The following is a 17,212-nucleotide window of genomic DNA, read 5'->3' as shown; positions in this document are numbered from 1 at the left end:
AAGGCCCCGCGATCAATTGTCGCGGGGCCTTTCCTCAGCGCAGTCCGGTATGCGCGGCGCAGAACGCGAGCACGTCGGCCTCCAGGGCGATCGTGCTGGTCACGGCCCTGGCGCCGTGTCCCACCTCCCCTTCGGTGCGCAGGAGTACGGGGGCGGCCTGGCCGCGTTCGGCCCGTTCCCGTGAGGCCCACTGCAGGGCGGCGCACATCTTCCTGGCGTGGAAGGGGTCGACCCTGGTGTCCCCGTCCGCGACCGTGAACAGGACCGCCGGGTAGTCCAGGCCGGGCCGGACGTGGTGGTAGGGCGAGTAGCCGTACAGCCAGCCGAACTCCTCGGGGACGGCGGCCGAGCCGTACTCCGTGCTCCAGGCCGCGCCGAGGCCGGAGCGCTCGTAGCGGACCATGTCCAGCAGCGGGGCCGAGCAGGCGGCGGCGGCGTACAGTTCGGGTCGCTGGGTGAGCGCGGCGCCGACCAGCAGCCCGCCGTTCGAGCCGCCGGTGACGGCCAGGCGGTCGGCGCTGGTCCAGCCGCCCGCGACGAGCGCCTCGGCCGCGGCGTGGAAGTCGTCGAAGACGTTCTGCTTGGCGGCGCGCATCCCGGCCCGGTGCCACCGCTCGCCCTCCTCGCCGCCGCCGCGCAGCCGGGCGACGGCGTAGACGCCGCCCGCCTCCACCCAGGCCAGCGCCTGCGGGTTGAAGGCGGGCACCATGGAGACGCCGAAGCCGCCGTACCCGGCCAGCAGGCAGGGGCGCGGACCTGAGGTCTCCGGCGGGGCCAGGACCAGCATGCGCACGAGCGTGCCGTCCTTGGAGCGGAACTCCACCTCGCGGCTGTCCACCCGCGGCGGCCTGGCGGAGCCGGGCGGCGCGGCCCACAGCGTCGTCTCGCCGGTGCGGGCGTCGTAGCGCTGGACCGAGACGGGGGTCGTGGTGTCGGTGTAGGCGAACCACAGCTCGGAGCCGCCCTCCGGGCGCGTCGTCAGCGCGGCGGCCGTGCCGATCCCCGGCACCGGCACGGTCCCGGTCGGCGCGCCCGTCCGCGCGTCGTGCCGGGTGAGCTCGGTGACGGCGTGCCGGGTACGGCTGAGCACCAGCACCGGCCCGTCCGCCCCGTCGAGCAGCGCGAAGTCGGACAGCACGGCCTCGGGGTCCTCGGGAATCAGCTCCCGCCACGTCTCCACGCCCGGATCGGCGGGGTCGGTGACCACGATCCGGCCACGGGGGGCGTCACGGTCGGTCATCAGGTACGCCCGCCCGTCCCGGCCCACGCGCAGCGCGGTGTGGGCGTCCACGCCCTCCTGGACCGCGCGCGGCTCCCACGGACGGCTGGACAGCTCGGCGATCCACAGGTCGTTGCGCGGCGAGGTGCCCAGCGAGGCGGAGATGGTCAGCCAGCCGTGGGTGACGTTCACCCGGTAGTGGGTGGCCTTGTCGCGGCCCTCGCCGAAGACCAGCTCGTCCTCGGCCGGGTCGGTGCCGACGCGGTGCAGGTAGACGCGGCGGTGGTAGCGCTCCTCGCCCGGCGGCGCCTGCTCGGGCGGCAGCCTGCGGACATAGAGGAAGGAGTCACCGTCGGGCAGCCAGGCGACCAGGGTGGAGCGGCAGCGGTCGATCGGGCCGTCGACCACTTGCCCGGTGGCGACGTCGAGCACGGACAGCAGCGACTCCTCGCGCCCGCCGCTGGAGAGCTGGTAGGCCAGCAACGCGCCGTCGGGGGAGGGCTGCCAGGCGTCGATCACCGTGCTGCCCGCCGGGTCGAGCAGGACCCGTTCGGTGCCGTCCGGGTCGACGGTGTGCAGCGCTAGGTGCTCCTGTCCGGGGGCGCGCCTGACGAAGAAGTGCCGCTCGCCGTGCCAGGAGGGCGGGCCGACGAAGCCGGCGGACTGCAGCCGCGTCAGCCGCTCGTGGAAGCGGTCGCGGTGGTGCAGGTCCTGGGCGTGTTCGAGGTAGAGGTCATCCTGGGCGACCTGCCACTCCTTGGTGGCGGGATCGTCGGGGTCTTCCAGCCAGCGGTAGGGGTCGGCCACGGGGATCCCGTGGACCGGCTCGACGAGGTCCAGCCGTGGAGCGGGCGGATACATGCGCTTCTCCGCTTTCTCGAGAATCGTGGCGGCGATGTCCACATATGTCAGGAGTTGGTCGTCCCAGCCGACGTACGTGGCGTAGTCCCTGGCGTGGGTCAGCACGCGCAGGGCGCTCAGCGTGCGCAGGAGCTCAGGGGCCGGGGCGCGCCCGTACCCGTCGAGGAGGGCGGCGCGCAGCGCCGGGTAGTCGAAGGCCAGCGCCGGGGCGATGCCGGCCTCGACCGCGTGCTCCAGCTCGGTCAGCTCGGCGACCAGCCAGCCGAGGTCGAGCCACCACGGTCCGCGGCTCAGCGCCTCCCCGGTCAGCAGGACGGGCTCGGAACCGGGCACGATCAGCGCCAGACTCGCCGCGCCGTGCAGCAGCCGGTCGGGCCCGGCGTCGGCGAACTCACGGCAGAGACCGCCGATCTCCCCCAGCCGCCCCTCCCCGAGCCGCTCGACGGCATACGCCTTGAGCCGCACTGCGGCACCAGCGGGCAGGGGGGCGGAGGGCGGGGGTACGGCAGGCAGGGGTACGGCGGGTGAGGGTGAGGCGGGTGGAGGTTCAGTGGGTTGGGCGCCGATCCAGGTGGCGAGTCTGGTCAGGCCGGGATGGCGGCGGGTGATCGACGCCGGAGGCGCCTGGGTGTGCAGCGCGGCCAGGGCCTCGCCGGTGCTGTGCAGCGCCTGGCGCAGCAACGTCCCGGCCCGCTCCTCCTCGAACGCGAGCCAGCTCGCCGCGGGCATCGCGCCGCCGGTCCGGTAGTGGTGCGCCCGGCCGGTCCGAGCGGTCTGACCGGTCCGAGCGGCGGGGTCAGGCCGGGTGGGGCGAGCGGCCTGGGCGGCGCGGTAGGGGAAGCGGAGTGTGGGATGGAGGTGGTCGAGGTGGACGGCTGGGTGGGACAGGTCGTAGGCGGGACCGGGTTCGCGGATCCAGGTGAAGGCCGAGCCCTCCCGGTAGACGCGGGTCAGGACGTGTTCGGTTCCGAATTCATTGACTGATTTCATAGTTCCGGCGGCTTTCTAGCAGGCTCAGCAGGAGGGACATCGGCGCGGCCACGGAGGCGTCGAGCTTGCCCGTGGAGATGCTCAGGCCGGGTTTCGGCGGCGCGATGACGACGTTCGGCCGCCGCTCCAGCGCGTCCCGGTGGCTCAGGTAGGCGGGGCTGTTCAGCCCGTGCGGCGGCAGTGAGGGGGCCAGCGCCACCGGCGCCGGGGTGCACTGCAGCGCGAGCAGCGCGGGGGTGTCGCCGATGCCCAGTGCCAGGCGGGCCAGGAAGTTCAGGCACGCCGGGTAGACGAGGATCGAGTCCGGCCAGTTGCTCCACTCCACGTGCGGCGCGCTCGCGGCGACGTGCTCGGGCCACTCGTCGGACATGGCCTGGTGGCCGCAGATCGTGCTCAGCGCGTCCAGCGTGACGAAACGCTGCGCGCTGCGCGTGGCGACGGGCTTGATGACGAGGTCGGGGTAGCCGGTGCGCAGCCAGGTCAGCCAGCCCGGGATGAACGCCGCCGACAGGGCGCCGCTCACGACGAGCAGCAACCGACTGCCCGTGAAATGTGGATATGTGAGGTTATTTGAGGTCATGGTGCTCCTCCAAGGCGGTCAGGATCTCTTCGGCGTCACCGATCGCCGACCGGCTTCCCTCCGCGAGGAACACACCGGTGGTGTTGAGGACGATCTCGTCCACCCCGGCGAGGAAGTAGTCGTGCAGCCGCTCGGCGATCCGCTCCGCCGTACCGGTCAGGAAGAGGCCGCTGGCCACCAGGGCGCGCGGGCTCGCCTCCAGCCCGGCTCTGCGCAGCATGTCGGTGTAGTGCGCGGCCCGCAGATGGTGGCCGGCCGCGAGGAAGGCCAGCCGGGCGGCGTCTCGTCCGGGACTCGCCGTCGCGACGTGCACCACGGTCACGATCCGCGGCGGCTCCCGCTCGTCGCCGGCCCCCTGCCGCAGCGCGGGCGCCAGCACGTCCGCCAGGTACGCCGGCGGCGTCATCCAGGTGATCGCGGCGTCCGCGCACTCGCCCGCGACGCGCGCCATCCCGGGGCGCAGCACCCCGGCCCCGACCTCGACGGGCGGGCAGCGCAGCGGCGGCAGCTTGAACCCACGCAGGCCCTCCCCGCCGAGCAGGGCGCGGACCGTGGACAGATACTCCCGTGCCATGGCCGCGGGCTTCCGGTACGGCTCCCCGTTGAGCACGCTGACGAACTCGGGCGCCGACGCGCCGAAACCGGCCACCACGGGATGACCGGTCATCACAGCCATGGAACGCGCCTCCAGGGCCGCCTGCAGCGGGTGCCGGAGCGGCATCAGCGTGACCGAGGTGCCGGTGGGGACCCGGCGCCCGTTCCCCGCCAGGTGCGCGACGACCTGCTGCGTCTCCACGCGCAGGGACTGCCCCAGCCACAGCCGCGCGGCCGGGCCGGACTTCACCAGATCCGCGTACGGCTCCACCTCCGCGGCGGAGCCGGGCTGGCCAGGAAAGATCACTGACGCGCGCACCGACCTCACCCGTCCATCGGCAGGCGAGGCGAGAGGAGGTTCCGGTACGGCGCGACCGGGTCGACCCCGCCGCGCACCAGAGAGGCGAGCACGGCCTCGGCCGCAGGCACCTTCTCGACGGCACTCGCGATCAGGCCCTCGGCGAGGACCCTCGACCGGTGCTCGCCGAAGCTCAGCATCCGCATACCCGCCCTGTTGTCGACCGGATCCCAGGCCGTCGCGAGCCCGGGCCCCACCCGCCTGGCGTACGCGGAGACGTCGTCGACCAGCCCGGGAACCACGGAGAGCGCGGACACCAGCTCCTCCGCGACGAACCAGCCCGCCTCCTCCAGGTAGATCACGATGGAGTCCCGCCGCGGATACCCGGACAGCCGCGAGAAGGCCTTGGCCCGGTACGGCACCCGCCGCCCCTCCAGGACGCCCAGCGCCAGCCCCCACGCCTCGGGCGTGTAGGCGGAGTCGGCCAGGTGCACGTAGAGCCGCAGGATGGGGCCGCCGCCCAGCACCGACCCCGCCGAACCGTCACAGAGGAAGAACCCGGGGGACAGGGTGGGCCGGATGGCGTCCGCCTGGATCAGCGCCCGGCCGTCCCCCTCGGCGGCGACGACCCGCTCGGCCGGCACGCGTACCCGGACGTCGAGCAGGTCGACGACCCAGCCGTCGGCCCCGGAGGCGTGCACGGGCACCGAGACGGCCGTGTGCCGGTGCGGCACCACGGCGGTGAGGGCGCGCTCAAGGGGGAGGTCACGTTCGCCCGGGCGCGCGGCCGGGTCGTGGGCGTGACCGCTGTGGAAGGTCTCGTAAAGGGCCGCGCTCAGCGCCGGCAGGAGGGCGCGGGCGCCGTCGGCCTCGACGGTCCGCTCGCCCACCCGCGCGGAAAGGCCGTCGGCGGCGACCTCGACGGCCGTGAGCAGGGACGCCAGCCTGGCGTCCAACGCGATTTTGTCAATTGTTCTCACATTAACGGATGGTAAGAGCCGCCGGCGGCCCGGAAAAGGTAGATGGCATTCTGCTGTCCGCATTGACAGCACAGTGCCATTCCCTTGCCAGGCGGTCGTCCCGCAGGGCAATCTTGAGTTATCCGAGCAACACCGGACAACAAAAAACAAGAAATACATCTTCAGGGAGAATATAATGGCTGAGAAGGACCTGGCTGACGGTTACAAGGCCTACACCGACGCCGAGGAGCTCGCGTTCGACGAGGCGGGCGACGAGGAGTCCCCCAGCACCCCGTGGTGCATCGCCAGCATCGTCATCACCGCTTCGGCCGGCTGCTGATCCAGTCCCGCTGAAACCCTCCGTGTGCACGCACACCCCACCGGGTGTGCGTGCACACACGCGTTTGGGAAGGTAGGCCGGCAGTAGCTTCCCACCTGGGGGAACGGCCTCTCAGGCAACACGAACACGGCCCTTTCGGTGAACTCCGATCCCCTGGGGGACCGAACGTCACTGAAAGGGCCGCATCAATATGTGAACACGCCTGGCGCGTGCGAGGTGAAGGTTTCGGGGGTGGCCGGCCGGACCCCTGTGAGGTCCGGCCGGATCACCGGTCATAAGTCTTTCAGCAGCCGGCCGAAGCGGTGATGACGATGCTCGCGATGCACCACGGGGTGCTGGGGGACTCCTCGTCGCCCGCCTCGTCGAACGCGAGCTCCTCGGCGTCGGTGTAGGCCTTGTAACCGTCAGCCAGGTCCTTCTCAGCCATTATATTCTCCCTGAAGATGTATTTCTTGTTTTTTGTTGTCCGGTGTCGCTCGAACAATTCAAGAATGCCCCGCGGAACGACGGGAGCACAAGTGAATGGCAGGTTGGCGTCATCGGGCGCAGGTTGGTGTCAGCCGCATTGATAAGGCGGTCGCCGTTTCCTAGCGTGGTTGAGCATGCTGAGAAAAGAGAAGCTCGAGGCGTCCCCGCTGGGCGCGGCGCCTGAGGTCAACGCGCTGCTCGATCGGCTCGGCCTGGGAGCCCTGGACGGGGACGGGGTCAGCGCCTTCGCCGGCCGCAACAACAACTGGGCGGGCCGGACGAGCACCGGCGCGCGGGTCTTCGTGAAGCGGCTCGACGGGGATCGCGAGGAGTCGCTGATCCGGTTCCGGCGCGCCCTCGACCTGCAGGCCATACTCCGCGCCCGGCCGTCCGCCGACCTGCGCTGCCCGCCTCTGCTGGGCGCCGACCAGGAGGCCAGGCTGCTCGTCTTCGAGTGGCTGGAGCACGCGCGGGCCGGGAACGTCATGGCCACCGAGGGCGAGTTCGAGGCCCCCACGGCCTACCAGGCCGGCCGCGCCGTCGGCGCGCTCCACCAGCTTCCCGGGGCGGCCGACACGACCCCGCACCCGCTTCCGCCCGTCTGGGCGCTGCGCGCGATCCCGCTGACGATGTTCTCCGCCGCGCGCATCGCCGAACTGCGCTACTGGGCGCTGCTGCAGCAGGACCGGCCGCTGGTCGGGGCACTGGAGTCGCTGCGCGAGAGCGAGTCGCGGGTATCGCACCGGCCCTGCCACGGCGACCTGCGGCTCGACCAGTTCCTGCTGGACGAGGCCGGGCTGTACGTCCTGGACTGGGAGGAGTTCAGGATGGCCGACCCGGCCCGCGACGTCGGGGCGTTCGCCGGCGAGTGGCTGCACCACGCGATCCGCAAGGTCAACGCCGACGTGGACAAGGTCTACGGCCCGGGGACGAGGCTCTCGCACGAGCTGATCGTGGAGCGCGGCGGTGCGGAGATCGCCGGAGTGCGCCCGCTGATCGCCGAGTTCTGGCGCGGCTACCTCGACAGCGGCGCGCCCGCGGACGCGGACCTCGCCGAGCGGTCGACGTCGTACGCCGGCTGGCATCTGCTCGACCGGCTGCTGGCCACCGCGGGGACGCAGACCCGGCTGCGCGCCGTCGACCTGGCCGCCGCCGGCGTCGGGCGCACCGCCCTGCTGAACCCCGGCCACTTCACCGAGACCCTGGGGCTGGCCGCGCCCCTCCCGGCCTGACCGGGGTCGCTCAGTCCCAGCGGCCGGTGACGCCCATGAAGATGACGAAGGCGAACCAGAGCACCACCAGGGCGATGTTGGCGCCGATCGCGATCCAGCCCCACTTGAGCAGGCCGCGGGCCTTGTCCGGCTCGTAGTCAGCCTTGCTGAGCGCGATGCCCGACAGGACCGCGCCCGCGATGCCGCCCGGGGTGACGAAGCAGCTCGTCACGAAGAAGATGCTGAGCACGAGCTGGATGATGGCGTGCGTGCGGGGGCCGTCGCCGGGCGGGCGGTGCGGGGGGTAGCCGTAGTGCGGCGGAGGCTGCTGCCCGTACGGCGAGCCGTACGGCATGGGGCCGGAGTCGTACCCGTACCCGTAGCCGGGTTGCCCGGTGCCCGGGGGAGGGCCGTAGCCGGGCTGCGCGGCGCCCGGGGCGCCGTAGGCGTATGGATCGTGGGAGCCGTAGGCCCTGGTCCTGTCGTCCGGATTCTCAGGATGCTGACCGCTGCTCACTGTCCCACCTTCTCGTGTACCAGGACGTCCACACTTACCATGAAATCTCATGACGGTACGGACGAGTGAACTGCCCCGCCATGGATCAGGAGGGTAGCCGGGCTCGCAGGGCCTTGCGGTCCAGCTTGAGCACGCTGGTGAGCGGGATGGTGTCGGCGAAGTACACCTCGCGCGGATATTTCACCCGGCCGACCCGGTCGCGCGCCCAGGAGATCAGCTCGTCGGCGGTGGCCGTACCACCCGGGTGGAGCTGCACGAAGGCCACCACCTCCTCCCCGTGCACCGGATCGGGCCGGCCGACGACGCCGGACATGAGCACGTGCGGGTGCCGGTTCAGGGCGTCCTCCACGTCGCGCGGGAAGACGTTGAAGCCGCCTCGGATGATCAGGTCCTTCTTCCGGTCGACGACGTACAGGTAGCCGTCGTCGTCCACGCAGCCGATGTCCCCGGTGCGCAGTTCCCCGTTCACGATCGGGGACCGCAGGTCGCCCCGGTAGCCGACCATGAGCGTCTCGCCGGTCACGCAGATCTCGCCGATGTCCCCCGCCTCCACCTCCTCGCCCTCGCCGTCTCTGATGGTGATCGTGTAGCCGGGCAGCGGCAGGCCCACGCTGCCGGTCCGCCGCCGGCCCGGCGGGTTGAAGGTGGTGACGGCGCTGGTCTCGGTCAGGCCGTACCCCTCCAGGACCTGCACCCCCGGCAGCCGCCGCTCGAACTCGGTGAGCACGTCGCGGTCCAGCGGCGCGGCGCCGCAGGTGAGGTAGGCCAGCTCGGGCAGCGGCGTGTCCTCCAGCGGCTCGGCCAGCAACTGCCGCAGCATCGCGGGGACGACGGCGCCGTACTGCACGCGGTGCTCGGCCGTCAGGCGCAGGAACTCGGCGGGGTCGAACCAGCGCATGAGCACGGACTGCTGCGGCTCGGTGGCGTGCAGCCCGGCGATCGTGAGGATGAGCCCGTAGGCGTGCGAGAGCGGCACCGGCACGATCGACCTGGTCACGCCCACCTGCTGGGTGAACTCCCGCAGGCTCCTGGCCACCCGCCAGAGGCCCTGGTGGCTGAGCATCACGCCCTTGGCCCTGCCGGTGGTGCCGCCGGTGTACATGAGCGCGGCCAGGTCGGTCGCGTCCCTGGCCACGGGGCCGTGCTCGGCGGCCCGCTCCAACTCGGCGAAGGAGTCCTCGCCCACGACCACCACCCGCACGCCGCCGCCCGCGGCCTCGACGGTGGCCAGGAACTCGGGCGTGGTCACCACCGCCGTGGCGGCGCTGTCGCGCAGGATGTGCGCCAGCTCCTCGGGGGCGACCAGGAACACCACCGGCGTCACGACCGCCCCGGCGGCCCAGAGCGCCTGGTAGACGAGCGAGACCTCGGGGCAGGTCGCCATCATCACCACGACGGCGTCGCCGGGCCGTACCCCGGTCGCGACCAGGCCGCCGCAGATCCGCCGGGCCCGTTCGGCGAGGGCTTGGCCGCGTAACCACGTCCCCTCGAAGAACACCGCGTCGTAGTCCCCGAACCTGTCCCACGACTCCTCGGCCAACCGGCCCAGCGTCTGCTCGCTCACAGCGCCAACTTGATCAAGACGGACCCGTCCAGTCAAGCCTCGCATGGAGACCGAACCTTTCATGAAATGTCTAGTCATAGTGGAGGATGCACACCCGCCCGCTGAATAGGCATAAATCCACTTCAGTGGCTATCTGTGGAACTTGGTGGGCTAGATCGCGTATTGGTACGGGATCTAGCTTCGTGGAATCCCTGATACTCGTCATCCGGCCCCGCCCGTCTCGGGTGGAGTGCGAGAGAAACGGCAAGGGAGAACATGATCGAAATGGGCGGGTATGGGCGTGCGCTTCTCGTCTCCAGTCAGACCAAGGGATACGGAAGCGGGACCGGTAAGAGGCACGAAGCGGTCCAGGAGGCGTTCGTCCGCGTCCAGGAGGAGGCGGCGCGGATGGCCGGGTTGTGCAGGGACACCTGGTCCCGGCAGCCCCGGGGCGGCGGTGAGCTCGCACTGCTGCCCTTGGGGGAGCGCGAGCCGCTGGTCGTCGACGACTTCATCAGAAGCCTCAACAGCGCCCTCGACGCACACAACGCGACATTTGCCAAGGAAGACCATATAAGGCTCAAAGTCGCTATTCACTATGGCGTGGCATATCCGACGGCCCATGGCCTGGCGGGACAGGCCGTCGCCGAGGTAAGCCGGATGATCGACTGGAATCCACTCAAAGACCTACTCGAACTGAAGGAAACGGCGAACCTGATTCTGCTCCTTTCTGATCGCGTCTACACCGACGTGGTCACCCAGGGACATACCACCTACGACCCGAAGGAATTCGTGAAGGTCCACGTCCAGGAGAAGGAATTCTCCGGAGACGCCTGGGTCTGGGCTCCCGGAGAGAACCTCCACGGCCTGGACATCCTGGCGCGCCCCGAGCCCGCACCGCCCGTGGTGTCGCAGCAAGTGATCAACAATCTGTACGGCGCCGTGGACGCCCGCCGCGCGGTCTTCGGCGTGAGCGGTATCCGCCCATGAGCGAGATCACCGAGGACCCTCCGGAACAGGACACCAACGAGGAACCGCCGCCCCAGTCCCCGGAGGAGGACGAGCTCGACGACGGCGCGCTCCGACAGAACGCCACCGTCATCAACAACTTCCTCGGATTCGTCGACGCCTCCGAGGCGAGGTTCGGCTCGGCGGCCACACCCCGGTCAGAGCCGCCACCGGCGTGCTGCACGAGGCCGAGATCGACGCGGAACTGCGGTGGTACGCCGAGCCGGACACCTTCGCCCCCGCCGAGCGCCGCCTGCGGGAGAACCACATGGCCGTCCTCGTCGGCACGGAGGGGACCGGCAGGCGCCTGGGCGCCATCGCGCTGCTCTGGCGGATGCCGCTGACCGAGCGCCGGATCACCGTCTTCTCACCGGCCAAGACCGCCGCGGAGCTGGCCGCCAGAAGCGACTTCAAGCCGGGGCGCGCCTACCTGCTGCACGACTGGATCGCCGACGGCGCGGAGACCGAGGCCGTACGCCGCTTCGAACTCGTCCGCCTGGCCCGCAAACTCACCGAGGCCGGCGCGTACCTGGTGGTGACCAGGGCGGGGCGGGCCGTATCCACGGAACTGCCCTGGACGTCACCGGATCCGGGCGGGCTCTTCGACCGCTGCGCGGGCGCCATGGCGGGGGCCGCTCGCCGGAGCACCGAAGAGCTCGCCCCAGCCCGGCGGCGCGCCGTCGAGCTGCAGGGACCGGCCAGAGTCGTGGCACTGGCCAGGCAGCTCGCCCGGGACGCCCGCCCGGTGCAGGAGGTGCTCAGCGCCGAAGAGGGCGGGGAGGTCGCCGAGTGGTTCGACACCAAGCCGGGGCGGGACGCCGTGCACGTCGTCGCGGCGCTGGTGTTCGCCTACGGCCTGCCCGAGCGGGTCTTCGAACGGCAACTCGCCAGGCTCGCCGAGATCCGGCGGGCACACGAGACGGAGGCGGGCGCGAGGCAGGACGACGGGAGCGAACCGCAGACGCGCATGGAGTGGAGCCGCGACCACCCCCTGATCATGGTCTGCGCGGAGGGGACGGGCGGCTCCCGGGAACGCCGGGTGGTCTTCCGCGGCGCCAACCAGCGCACGCAGGTGCTCGCCGAGCTGGTCGCCCGCTACGGCTACACGCTCTGGGAACCGCTGCGGGAATGGGTCCGCTCGCTCGCCTGCGAGGACCTCGAACTCCAGATCCAGGCGGCCGCCGGGGTGGCCCAGCTGGCCAGGATCTCGCTGCGCGAGGTGGGCCAAGAGTTCCTCGACGTCTGGGCCAGCGGCCTCGTCATGGAACGGCTCGCGGCCGCCAACGTGCTGTCCCTGATGTGCGCCGACGACACCCTGGCCCCCGAGGCGCTCGCCCTCGCGCTCAGCTGGGTGCGCGACGCCGGCCAGGCCAGGGCGATGACCGCCGCCATCGCCTTGGGCGGCGGCCTGTCCATCCGCTACCCCGCCGACACGCTCAACTGGCTGTGGTTCCTCGCGCTGCGCGGTGTCCGGGTCAACGTGGTGGCGCGCCAGTCGCTGACCCTGCTCGTCCGGCAGGCCGCCGAGCGGGACGGCCAGGCGCTCACGGCGCTGCGCCTGCTGGAGGTGCTGGCCGCGAGCGAGGTACGAGGCAGCGGATCGCGGCGCACCCGCACCGCCCTGGACGCGGTGCTCGGCGTCCTGGCTGGCGACCGGCTGGACGGCGGCGACCCGCTGGGCGCCTTCCTGCTGGTGCGGGAGCCGGGCTGCGCCGCGCACCTGGGCCGGTTGTGGGCGTGGGTGCTGCGCAGCGCACATCACCGCGGCGAGGCCATCCGGGCGCTGCGCCGTACCCTGCGGTCGCTCGATGGCGAAGTGGACGCGCTGGAAGCCGTGACGCGGCTCGGCGAGGCCATCTGGACCGAGCTGCCCCCGGACGTGGCCGCCCTGGTGGTGGAGCGCGCCAGGTACGCCCTGCTCGACGACTCCGCACCGGAACGGGCCCGCCTGCACGTCCACGCCCTACTGTCAGCCATCGCGCGTTGAGGAGACGCCCATGCCATATCCGATCATCGAGGAGCGCCCGCTCCCGCCCGCGGAGCGGCGCTTCCTGCGCAGCCGCCGAGACCTGGGCCAGCTCCCCGACAAGCCCCCCGGCGCGGTCCTGGTCTTCGAGGTCGCGGGCGGCCACTACGCCTTCACCGAACGCCGGCACCTGAAGGGCTCCGAGGACGAGCTCGTCGAGGCCATCTCGGTCAGCGTGGTGGACGTCCGCACCTCCCCGGTCGTCGTCGGCCTGCGCCTCCCCTCCGCCGACCTCGCCCACGACTTCCCGCTCCAGGTCACCTTCACCTGTACGGTGACCGCCCCCGAGAAGATCGTGAAGCAGGGGCTCACCGACGTCGCCGCCGTGCTGGCCCGCCACCTCGCCGGCGACGCCGAACTCCTGTCCATGGGCATGAGGCGCCCGATCGAGGCCGTCCACGAGCTGCGCCCGCAGGTGGTGGCCCGGGTCAAGGCGTACCTGGACGTGCTCCCCGCGGAGATCGACGGGATGGAGGTACGGCTGTCGGCGGTCGACCTCCTCCTGCCCGACGACGTACGCGGCCACGCCAGGGACCTGAGGACCGTCCGGCGGCAGGGCGAAGTGGCCGAACTCCTGCACGCGCTGGAGAACAAGGACGTCGCGCGGATCGAGGAGATCCTCGGCCGGGGCACCTCGGCCGGGCTCGCCCTGGCGATCAGCCGCGGGCACATGCCCATCGGCGACGCGGTGACCATCCAGCACGAGTCGGACGACCAGCGCGCCGCCTACCTGCACGACATGATCAAGGCGATGCCCGAGGGCTCGCTGGACTTCCTCCCGCTCAACACCCGGGTGCTCATCGAGGAGCTGGCCCGCTCGGTCATCGGCCCGCAGGCCGCCGGAAGCATGTTCGGGCCCGCCGAGCGGTCCGCCGAACTGGAGAACGGCCAGACGCCGCGACCGCTGGGCCTGGAGGACCTGGATGGCTGAGCGGAGCCGGCCCGACCCGGGCAGGTGGCTCCGCGTGCTGGCGGGCGCCGACGAGCGGCTGCTCGCCCAGGTGCCGCTGGAGCGCACCCGCTACACCGGCCTCGGCGGGGTGGTGCTGAGCTCGGCCACCATCGCGGGCCTGTCGATGTGGTTCTTCCTCAGCCAGGTCCTCGACGGCGCGCACCTGTACGCCGTCGTGCCCGTCCTCATCTGGGCGTTCACCGTGCTCAACCTGGACAGGTGGCTGGTCAGCACGGTGACCGGTATGTGGCAGCGCAGGGTGCTCATGCTCGTCCCCCGGCTGCTGATGGCGGCGGTGCTGGGCCTGGTCATCGCCGAACCTCTGGTGCTCAGGTTCTTCCAGACCGCCCTGGAGCAGCGCGTGATCGACGACCGGGAAGAAGCGCGAAGCGTCCTGCGCGACACGCTCATCAGATGCAACCCCGCGCCGCCGAAGGAGCCCCCGGCGACAGGCTGCGCGGGCATGAGCCTGTCCGCCGTACGCCCCGAGGAGGCGAGCGTCGCGCTCAGCACCCTCATGGCCGAGCGGGACAGGCTGGCGACACGCCTCCGCCAGGACAAGGCCGAGTACAAGCGATTGAAGGACGACGCCACCGGCGAGTGCCGGGGCGATGACCGGCCCGGCCTCAGCGGCAGGATCGGCTACGGCCCGCGCTGCCTGCGGGCCTACGACGCTTTGGAGGCGTTCGCGCGGGACCAGCGGATCCAGGAGAACGCCCGCAGGCTGGACACGCTGGACCGGCGGGTCCTCGACGGCGGCGGCGAGGTGGCGACCACCGGCGGCGACTACAAGCGGACCGTCCAGGCCGCCGTGGACCGGCGCCTCGCGGCGATGCCCGGCGAGGATGACGCCATCGGCCTGCTGGAACGCAAGCGCGCCCTGGACGCCCTCACCGGCGAGGACGCCTTCCTCTGGTCGTTCACCTGGCTGCTCCGCCTGCTCATGCTCCTCGTCGACTGCCTGCCCGTCCTGGTCAAGCTGATGGGCGGCACCGCCGTGTACGACCGCCTGGTCGAAGCGGAGAACAGGAGCCGCGAACGGCTGCACCGCGAGCTGATCGAGACCCGGGAGCACGCCCAGGCGGGCGAACTGAAGCAGGAAAGGGAGGAGAAGAGCGAGGACCTGCGCAAACGGCGGGAGGAGCTGGAAGTCGGCAGGCGGCGCGCCGAGGCCGACGCCAAGTCGCGCATCGCCGACCTGATCAACAAGCGGACGCGCGACTTCCTCGCCCAGGACCCGCCGGAAAGCAGACTGAACGGCCGGCGGTTCTGATCTCAGAGACCGGCGACTCCGGTGATCCGGTGGAGGGCGAAGCGGTGGACCGCCGCGCGGGTCTCGTCGTAGGCGGTCAGGTAGCCGCCCTCCATCCGGGCCGGTTCCAGGATGCGGCTGGTCGCCTGGCCCTGCGAGTCGAGGTAGCCGATCCACACCCGCACACCCCGCCGGATGGCGTCCTGCAGGGTCGAGATCGTCGCGGTGGCCGGCCCGCGCGGCACCTGTCCAGCGGGCGCCGCCACGGGCTCCCTGCGCGCCCGGTGCGCGGAGTCACCCGCCCGCAGCGCGCGCACGGCCGCCGCCACGACCTCGCCGTCCAGCCCGTTGAAGGAGGAGTACGTCTTGGCCGGCGGCAGTCCCTCGGTACGCCTGGTGTCGAGCTGGGTGATGATGACGTCCCCGTCGAGCGACTCGGCCACGGGGGCGTAACCCATGGCGCGAAGCGAGTCGACGAGCGCCGCCCTGGAGGTACGCGAGGCGATCACCGTCGGCGCCAGGCGGCGCAGCCGGAGCTGCGCCGACCTGCGGTCGGCGGTGATCTGGTCGAGCATGGCGGGGTCGTCGCAGCGGATGTAGGCGCTGGCCGTGCCGACCCGGACGCGACCGTGCCGCCGGGCGATGTCGCCCACCAGGTACGCCAGCGGCTGCGGCACCGGCGTGGCCGAGTGGCGCTGCAGCATGGACAGCAGCTCGTCGGCCCCCTGGCCCGCGTCGAGGGCCCGGCGGACCGAGGACTCGCTGAAGCGGTAGACGGTCGCGCCGCCCTTGGACTCGATGTCGGCGGCCAGCGTCAGCCAGCGGCTCAGCTCGCTGGTCAGCGGGCCGGGCGCGACCGCGGTCAGGTCGGCCTGCAGCAGCACGTGGTCGACGGGTTCGGGCAGCAGCGGCGCGAGCACGGCCGCTGCGGCGCTCTGGTCGCCGCCGAGCAGCGTACGGCCGTGCTCGGACAGCGCGCCCAGACCGGTGAGGCCGACCTGTTCCGCCTCGCGCAGGGTGAACTCGGTGAGCTGGTCGCGCATCGGCCCGCGTCGCCGCGGCTGCTCCCAAGACAGCCGGTCGAGCACCGACTCGCGGGTGGGGGCGAGGCCCGGCGCGGCGGCCAGCACCTTGAGGGTGGCCACCCGGACCTCGGGCGCGGCGGCCCGGCGCAGGTCGGTGTGCAGGGCGTTGAGCAGGCGGTCGCGCTCGTCGCGCTCACCCACGATGCCGGGTACCCGGTCGGTGTGCAGCCAGGTGACGGCCAGGGTGACCCACCGGTCCTGGGTGCTCCTGATCCGCCAGGCGTCGTAGGCCGCGGTCGGCAGCCACTCGCCGTCGACCGAGCCGCCGGTGGCGACCAGCCCGGCCGCGTGGGCGGTCTCGATCACCAGGGCGGCGGCCCATTCGGGCAGGTCGAGCTGTCCGGCCGTACGTTTGAGGTCGCGTACGCCGAGACCGCCGGTGCGTAGGACGGCGGGCGGGTCGAGGCCCCAGCGCTCGCACAGCTCCTCCACCGACCGGACGAACGTGAACGCCTGCCCGGCCGCCGTACGGTCGGCGAGCGCCTGGTCGCGGGCCGCGCCGTCCAGGGGCGGCGGGAGCGCGGTGAGGTCGCGGTGCACGCGGCCGTCGCGCAGGTAGAGGCCGACCTCGCGGGGCAGCGCGACGCTCTCCTCGCCGGTGGCGCCGAGCAGCGCCCTGGCCAGCAGCTCCTCGATCGGGGAGCGCGCCGTGCCGATGCGCACCTCCCGCCGGGCGTTGGGCACCCGCCCGCTCGGCGGCCCCCAGGCCAGCTCCTCCAGCGCGGCCTTGGCCTGCGGGGACACCGCGTCGATGAGCTTGCCGGGGTCGGCGAGGGCGGCGACCAGGCGTTCCTTGCCGGTGCCGGTGGTGCCGGGGGCGATGTCGTCGGCCAGCTCGTCGAGCTGCTCGGGTGGGTGGTGCCGGAAGACGTCGGCGGCGGGCGGGCCGAGGCCCGCGGGGTCGTCGAGGACCTTGCGCACGCCCGGCGCCAGGCGCAGCTCCTCGTCGGGGCCGAAGACCAGGGCGAGCGTGCGCAGCCGGTCGAGGGCGGGTCCGAGGTCCGCCTCGCCCTCGGTGACCGCCCTGCCCACCAGGTCGCTCAGCCTGGTCAGGCTGAGCGGTTCGGGAAGCGCGGCGAGCGTCTCGACCAGGGCCAGTGTGAAGCGGTCGAGCCGGTCCAGGACACGGCCGATCGCCGAAGGACTGCCCGCTCGCGCGGCGAGGCCCTCCAGATGGGCCGGCACCGGCGTGACCAGCTCCGGCCGCGCCGCAACCAGCGCGCCCAGTTGCCGGTCGGTGCGCTCCCTGAGCCACTCGGTGAATTCCATCCCTGCAATGGTATGTCGCACAGCGATTTCCCTTGGATAG

General features: G+C 72.1%; 14 protein-coding genes. 6 read left to right on the top strand and 8 right to left on the bottom strand.

Features of this window, described 5'->3' with window-relative positions; all coding sequences use genetic code 11:
- Positions 1-34: 34 nt before the first annotated feature.
- From ABZ911_RS22200 to ABZ911_RS22185, 4 genes are all read right to left on the bottom strand, one after another.
- The gene (locus ABZ911_RS22200) at positions 35-2,080 is read right to left on the bottom strand and encodes a prolyl oligopeptidase family serine peptidase (protein ID WP_358058850.1); all 2,046 of its coding nucleotides are present in this window, start codon (positions 2,078-2,080) and stop codon (positions 35-37) included.
- A gap of 973 nt (positions 2,081-3,053) precedes the next feature.
- The gene (locus tag ABZ911_RS22195; RefSeq protein ID WP_358058725.1) at positions 3,054-3,605 is read right to left on the bottom strand and encodes a flavoprotein; all 552 of its coding nucleotides are present in this window, start codon (positions 3,603-3,605) and stop codon (positions 3,054-3,056) included.
- Positions 3,606-3,636: 31 nt separating this feature from the next.
- A complete protein-coding gene (locus ABZ911_RS22190) occupies positions 3,637-4,563 on the bottom strand; it encodes an LLM class flavin-dependent oxidoreductase (protein WP_358058722.1) in 927 nt (308 codons plus the stop codon).
- A 5-nt stretch (positions 4,564-4,568) separates the two neighbouring features.
- On the bottom strand, positions 4,569-5,522 hold the full coding sequence (locus ABZ911_RS22185; RefSeq protein WP_358058719.1) for a T3SS effector HopA1 family protein: 954 nt from the start codon (positions 5,520-5,522) through the stop codon (positions 4,569-4,571).
- A 175-nt stretch (positions 5,523-5,697) separates the two neighbouring features.
- Between ABZ911_RS22185 and ABZ911_RS22180 the strand changes: the two genes are divergently transcribed.
- Entirely contained in the window at positions 5,698-5,841 is a 144-nt protein-coding gene (locus ABZ911_RS22180; RefSeq protein ID WP_358058716.1) for an LxmA leader domain family RiPP, read from the top strand.
- Positions 5,842-6,124: 283 nt separating this feature from the next.
- Here the strand turns inward: ABZ911_RS22180 and ABZ911_RS22175 are convergent, their stop codons facing one another.
- Positions 6,125-6,268, bottom strand: a complete 144-nt coding sequence (locus ABZ911_RS22175) for an LxmA leader domain family RiPP (RefSeq protein ID WP_358058716.1) — start codon at positions 6,266-6,268, stop codon at positions 6,125-6,127.
- Positions 6,269-6,443: 175 nt separating this feature from the next.
- Between ABZ911_RS22175 and lxmK the strand changes: the two genes are divergently transcribed.
- Positions 6,444-7,541 (top strand): class V lanthionine synthetase subunit LxmK, encoded by a 1,098-nt coding sequence (gene lxmK, locus ABZ911_RS22170; protein ID WP_358058713.1) that lies wholly within the window; start codon positions 6,444-6,446, stop codon positions 7,539-7,541.
- A 10-nt stretch (positions 7,542-7,551) separates the two neighbouring features.
- Here lxmK and ABZ911_RS22165 read toward each other — a convergent pair whose 3' ends face one another.
- Complete coding sequence (locus ABZ911_RS22165) at positions 7,552-8,037, bottom strand: hypothetical protein (RefSeq protein ID WP_358058710.1); 486 nt, start codon at positions 8,035-8,037, stop codon at positions 7,552-7,554.
- An 85-nt stretch (positions 8,038-8,122) separates the two neighbouring features.
- Positions 8,123-9,601: an AMP-binding protein gene (locus tag ABZ911_RS22160; protein ID WP_358058707.1), complete on the bottom strand. Its 1,479-nt coding sequence runs from the start codon at positions 9,599-9,601 to the stop codon at positions 8,123-8,125.
- Positions 9,602-9,856: 255 nt separating this feature from the next.
- Between ABZ911_RS22160 and ABZ911_RS22155 the strand changes: the two genes are divergently transcribed.
- The 4 genes from ABZ911_RS22155 (at position 9,857) to ABZ911_RS22140 (ending at position 14,839) form a co-directional block, all read left to right on the top strand.
- On the top strand, positions 9,857-10,570 hold the full coding sequence (locus ABZ911_RS22155; protein ID WP_358058704.1) for a hypothetical protein: 714 nt from the start codon (positions 9,857-9,859) through the stop codon (positions 10,568-10,570).
- 193 nt (positions 10,571-10,763) lie between these two features.
- Complete coding sequence (locus ABZ911_RS22150; RefSeq protein ID WP_358058701.1) at positions 10,764-12,575, top strand: hypothetical protein; 1,812 nt, start codon at positions 10,764-10,766, stop codon at positions 12,573-12,575.
- Positions 12,576-12,585: 10 nt separating this feature from the next.
- The gene (locus ABZ911_RS22145) at positions 12,586-13,545 is read left to right on the top strand and encodes a hypothetical protein (RefSeq protein WP_358058698.1); all 960 of its coding nucleotides are present in this window, start codon (positions 12,586-12,588) and stop codon (positions 13,543-13,545) included.
- Positions 13,538-14,839 carry a DUF4407 domain-containing protein gene (locus ABZ911_RS22140; RefSeq protein ID WP_358058695.1) on the top strand — a complete coding sequence of 434 codons (1,302 nt, stop codon included), beginning with the start codon at positions 13,538-13,540 and terminating at the stop codon, positions 14,837-14,839. Before ABZ911_RS22145 ends, ABZ911_RS22140 begins: the two co-directional genes overlap by 8 nt.
- Before the next feature lie 2 nt (positions 14,840-14,841).
- Here ABZ911_RS22140 and ABZ911_RS22135 read toward each other — a convergent pair whose 3' ends face one another.
- The gene (locus ABZ911_RS22135; protein ID WP_358058692.1) at positions 14,842-17,172 is read right to left on the bottom strand and encodes a helicase C-terminal domain-containing protein; all 2,331 of its coding nucleotides are present in this window, start codon (positions 17,170-17,172) and stop codon (positions 14,842-14,844) included.
- Positions 17,173-17,212 lie beyond the last annotated feature (40 nt).

The sequence above is a fragment of the Nonomuraea sp. NPDC046570 genome, assembly GCF_040645915.1.
Taxonomy (GTDB): Bacteria; Actinomycetota; Actinomycetes; order Streptosporangiales; family Streptosporangiaceae; genus Nonomuraea.
Note: the sequence above shows the minus strand (reverse complement) of the source record. Positions and strands in the feature narration are given on the sequence as shown.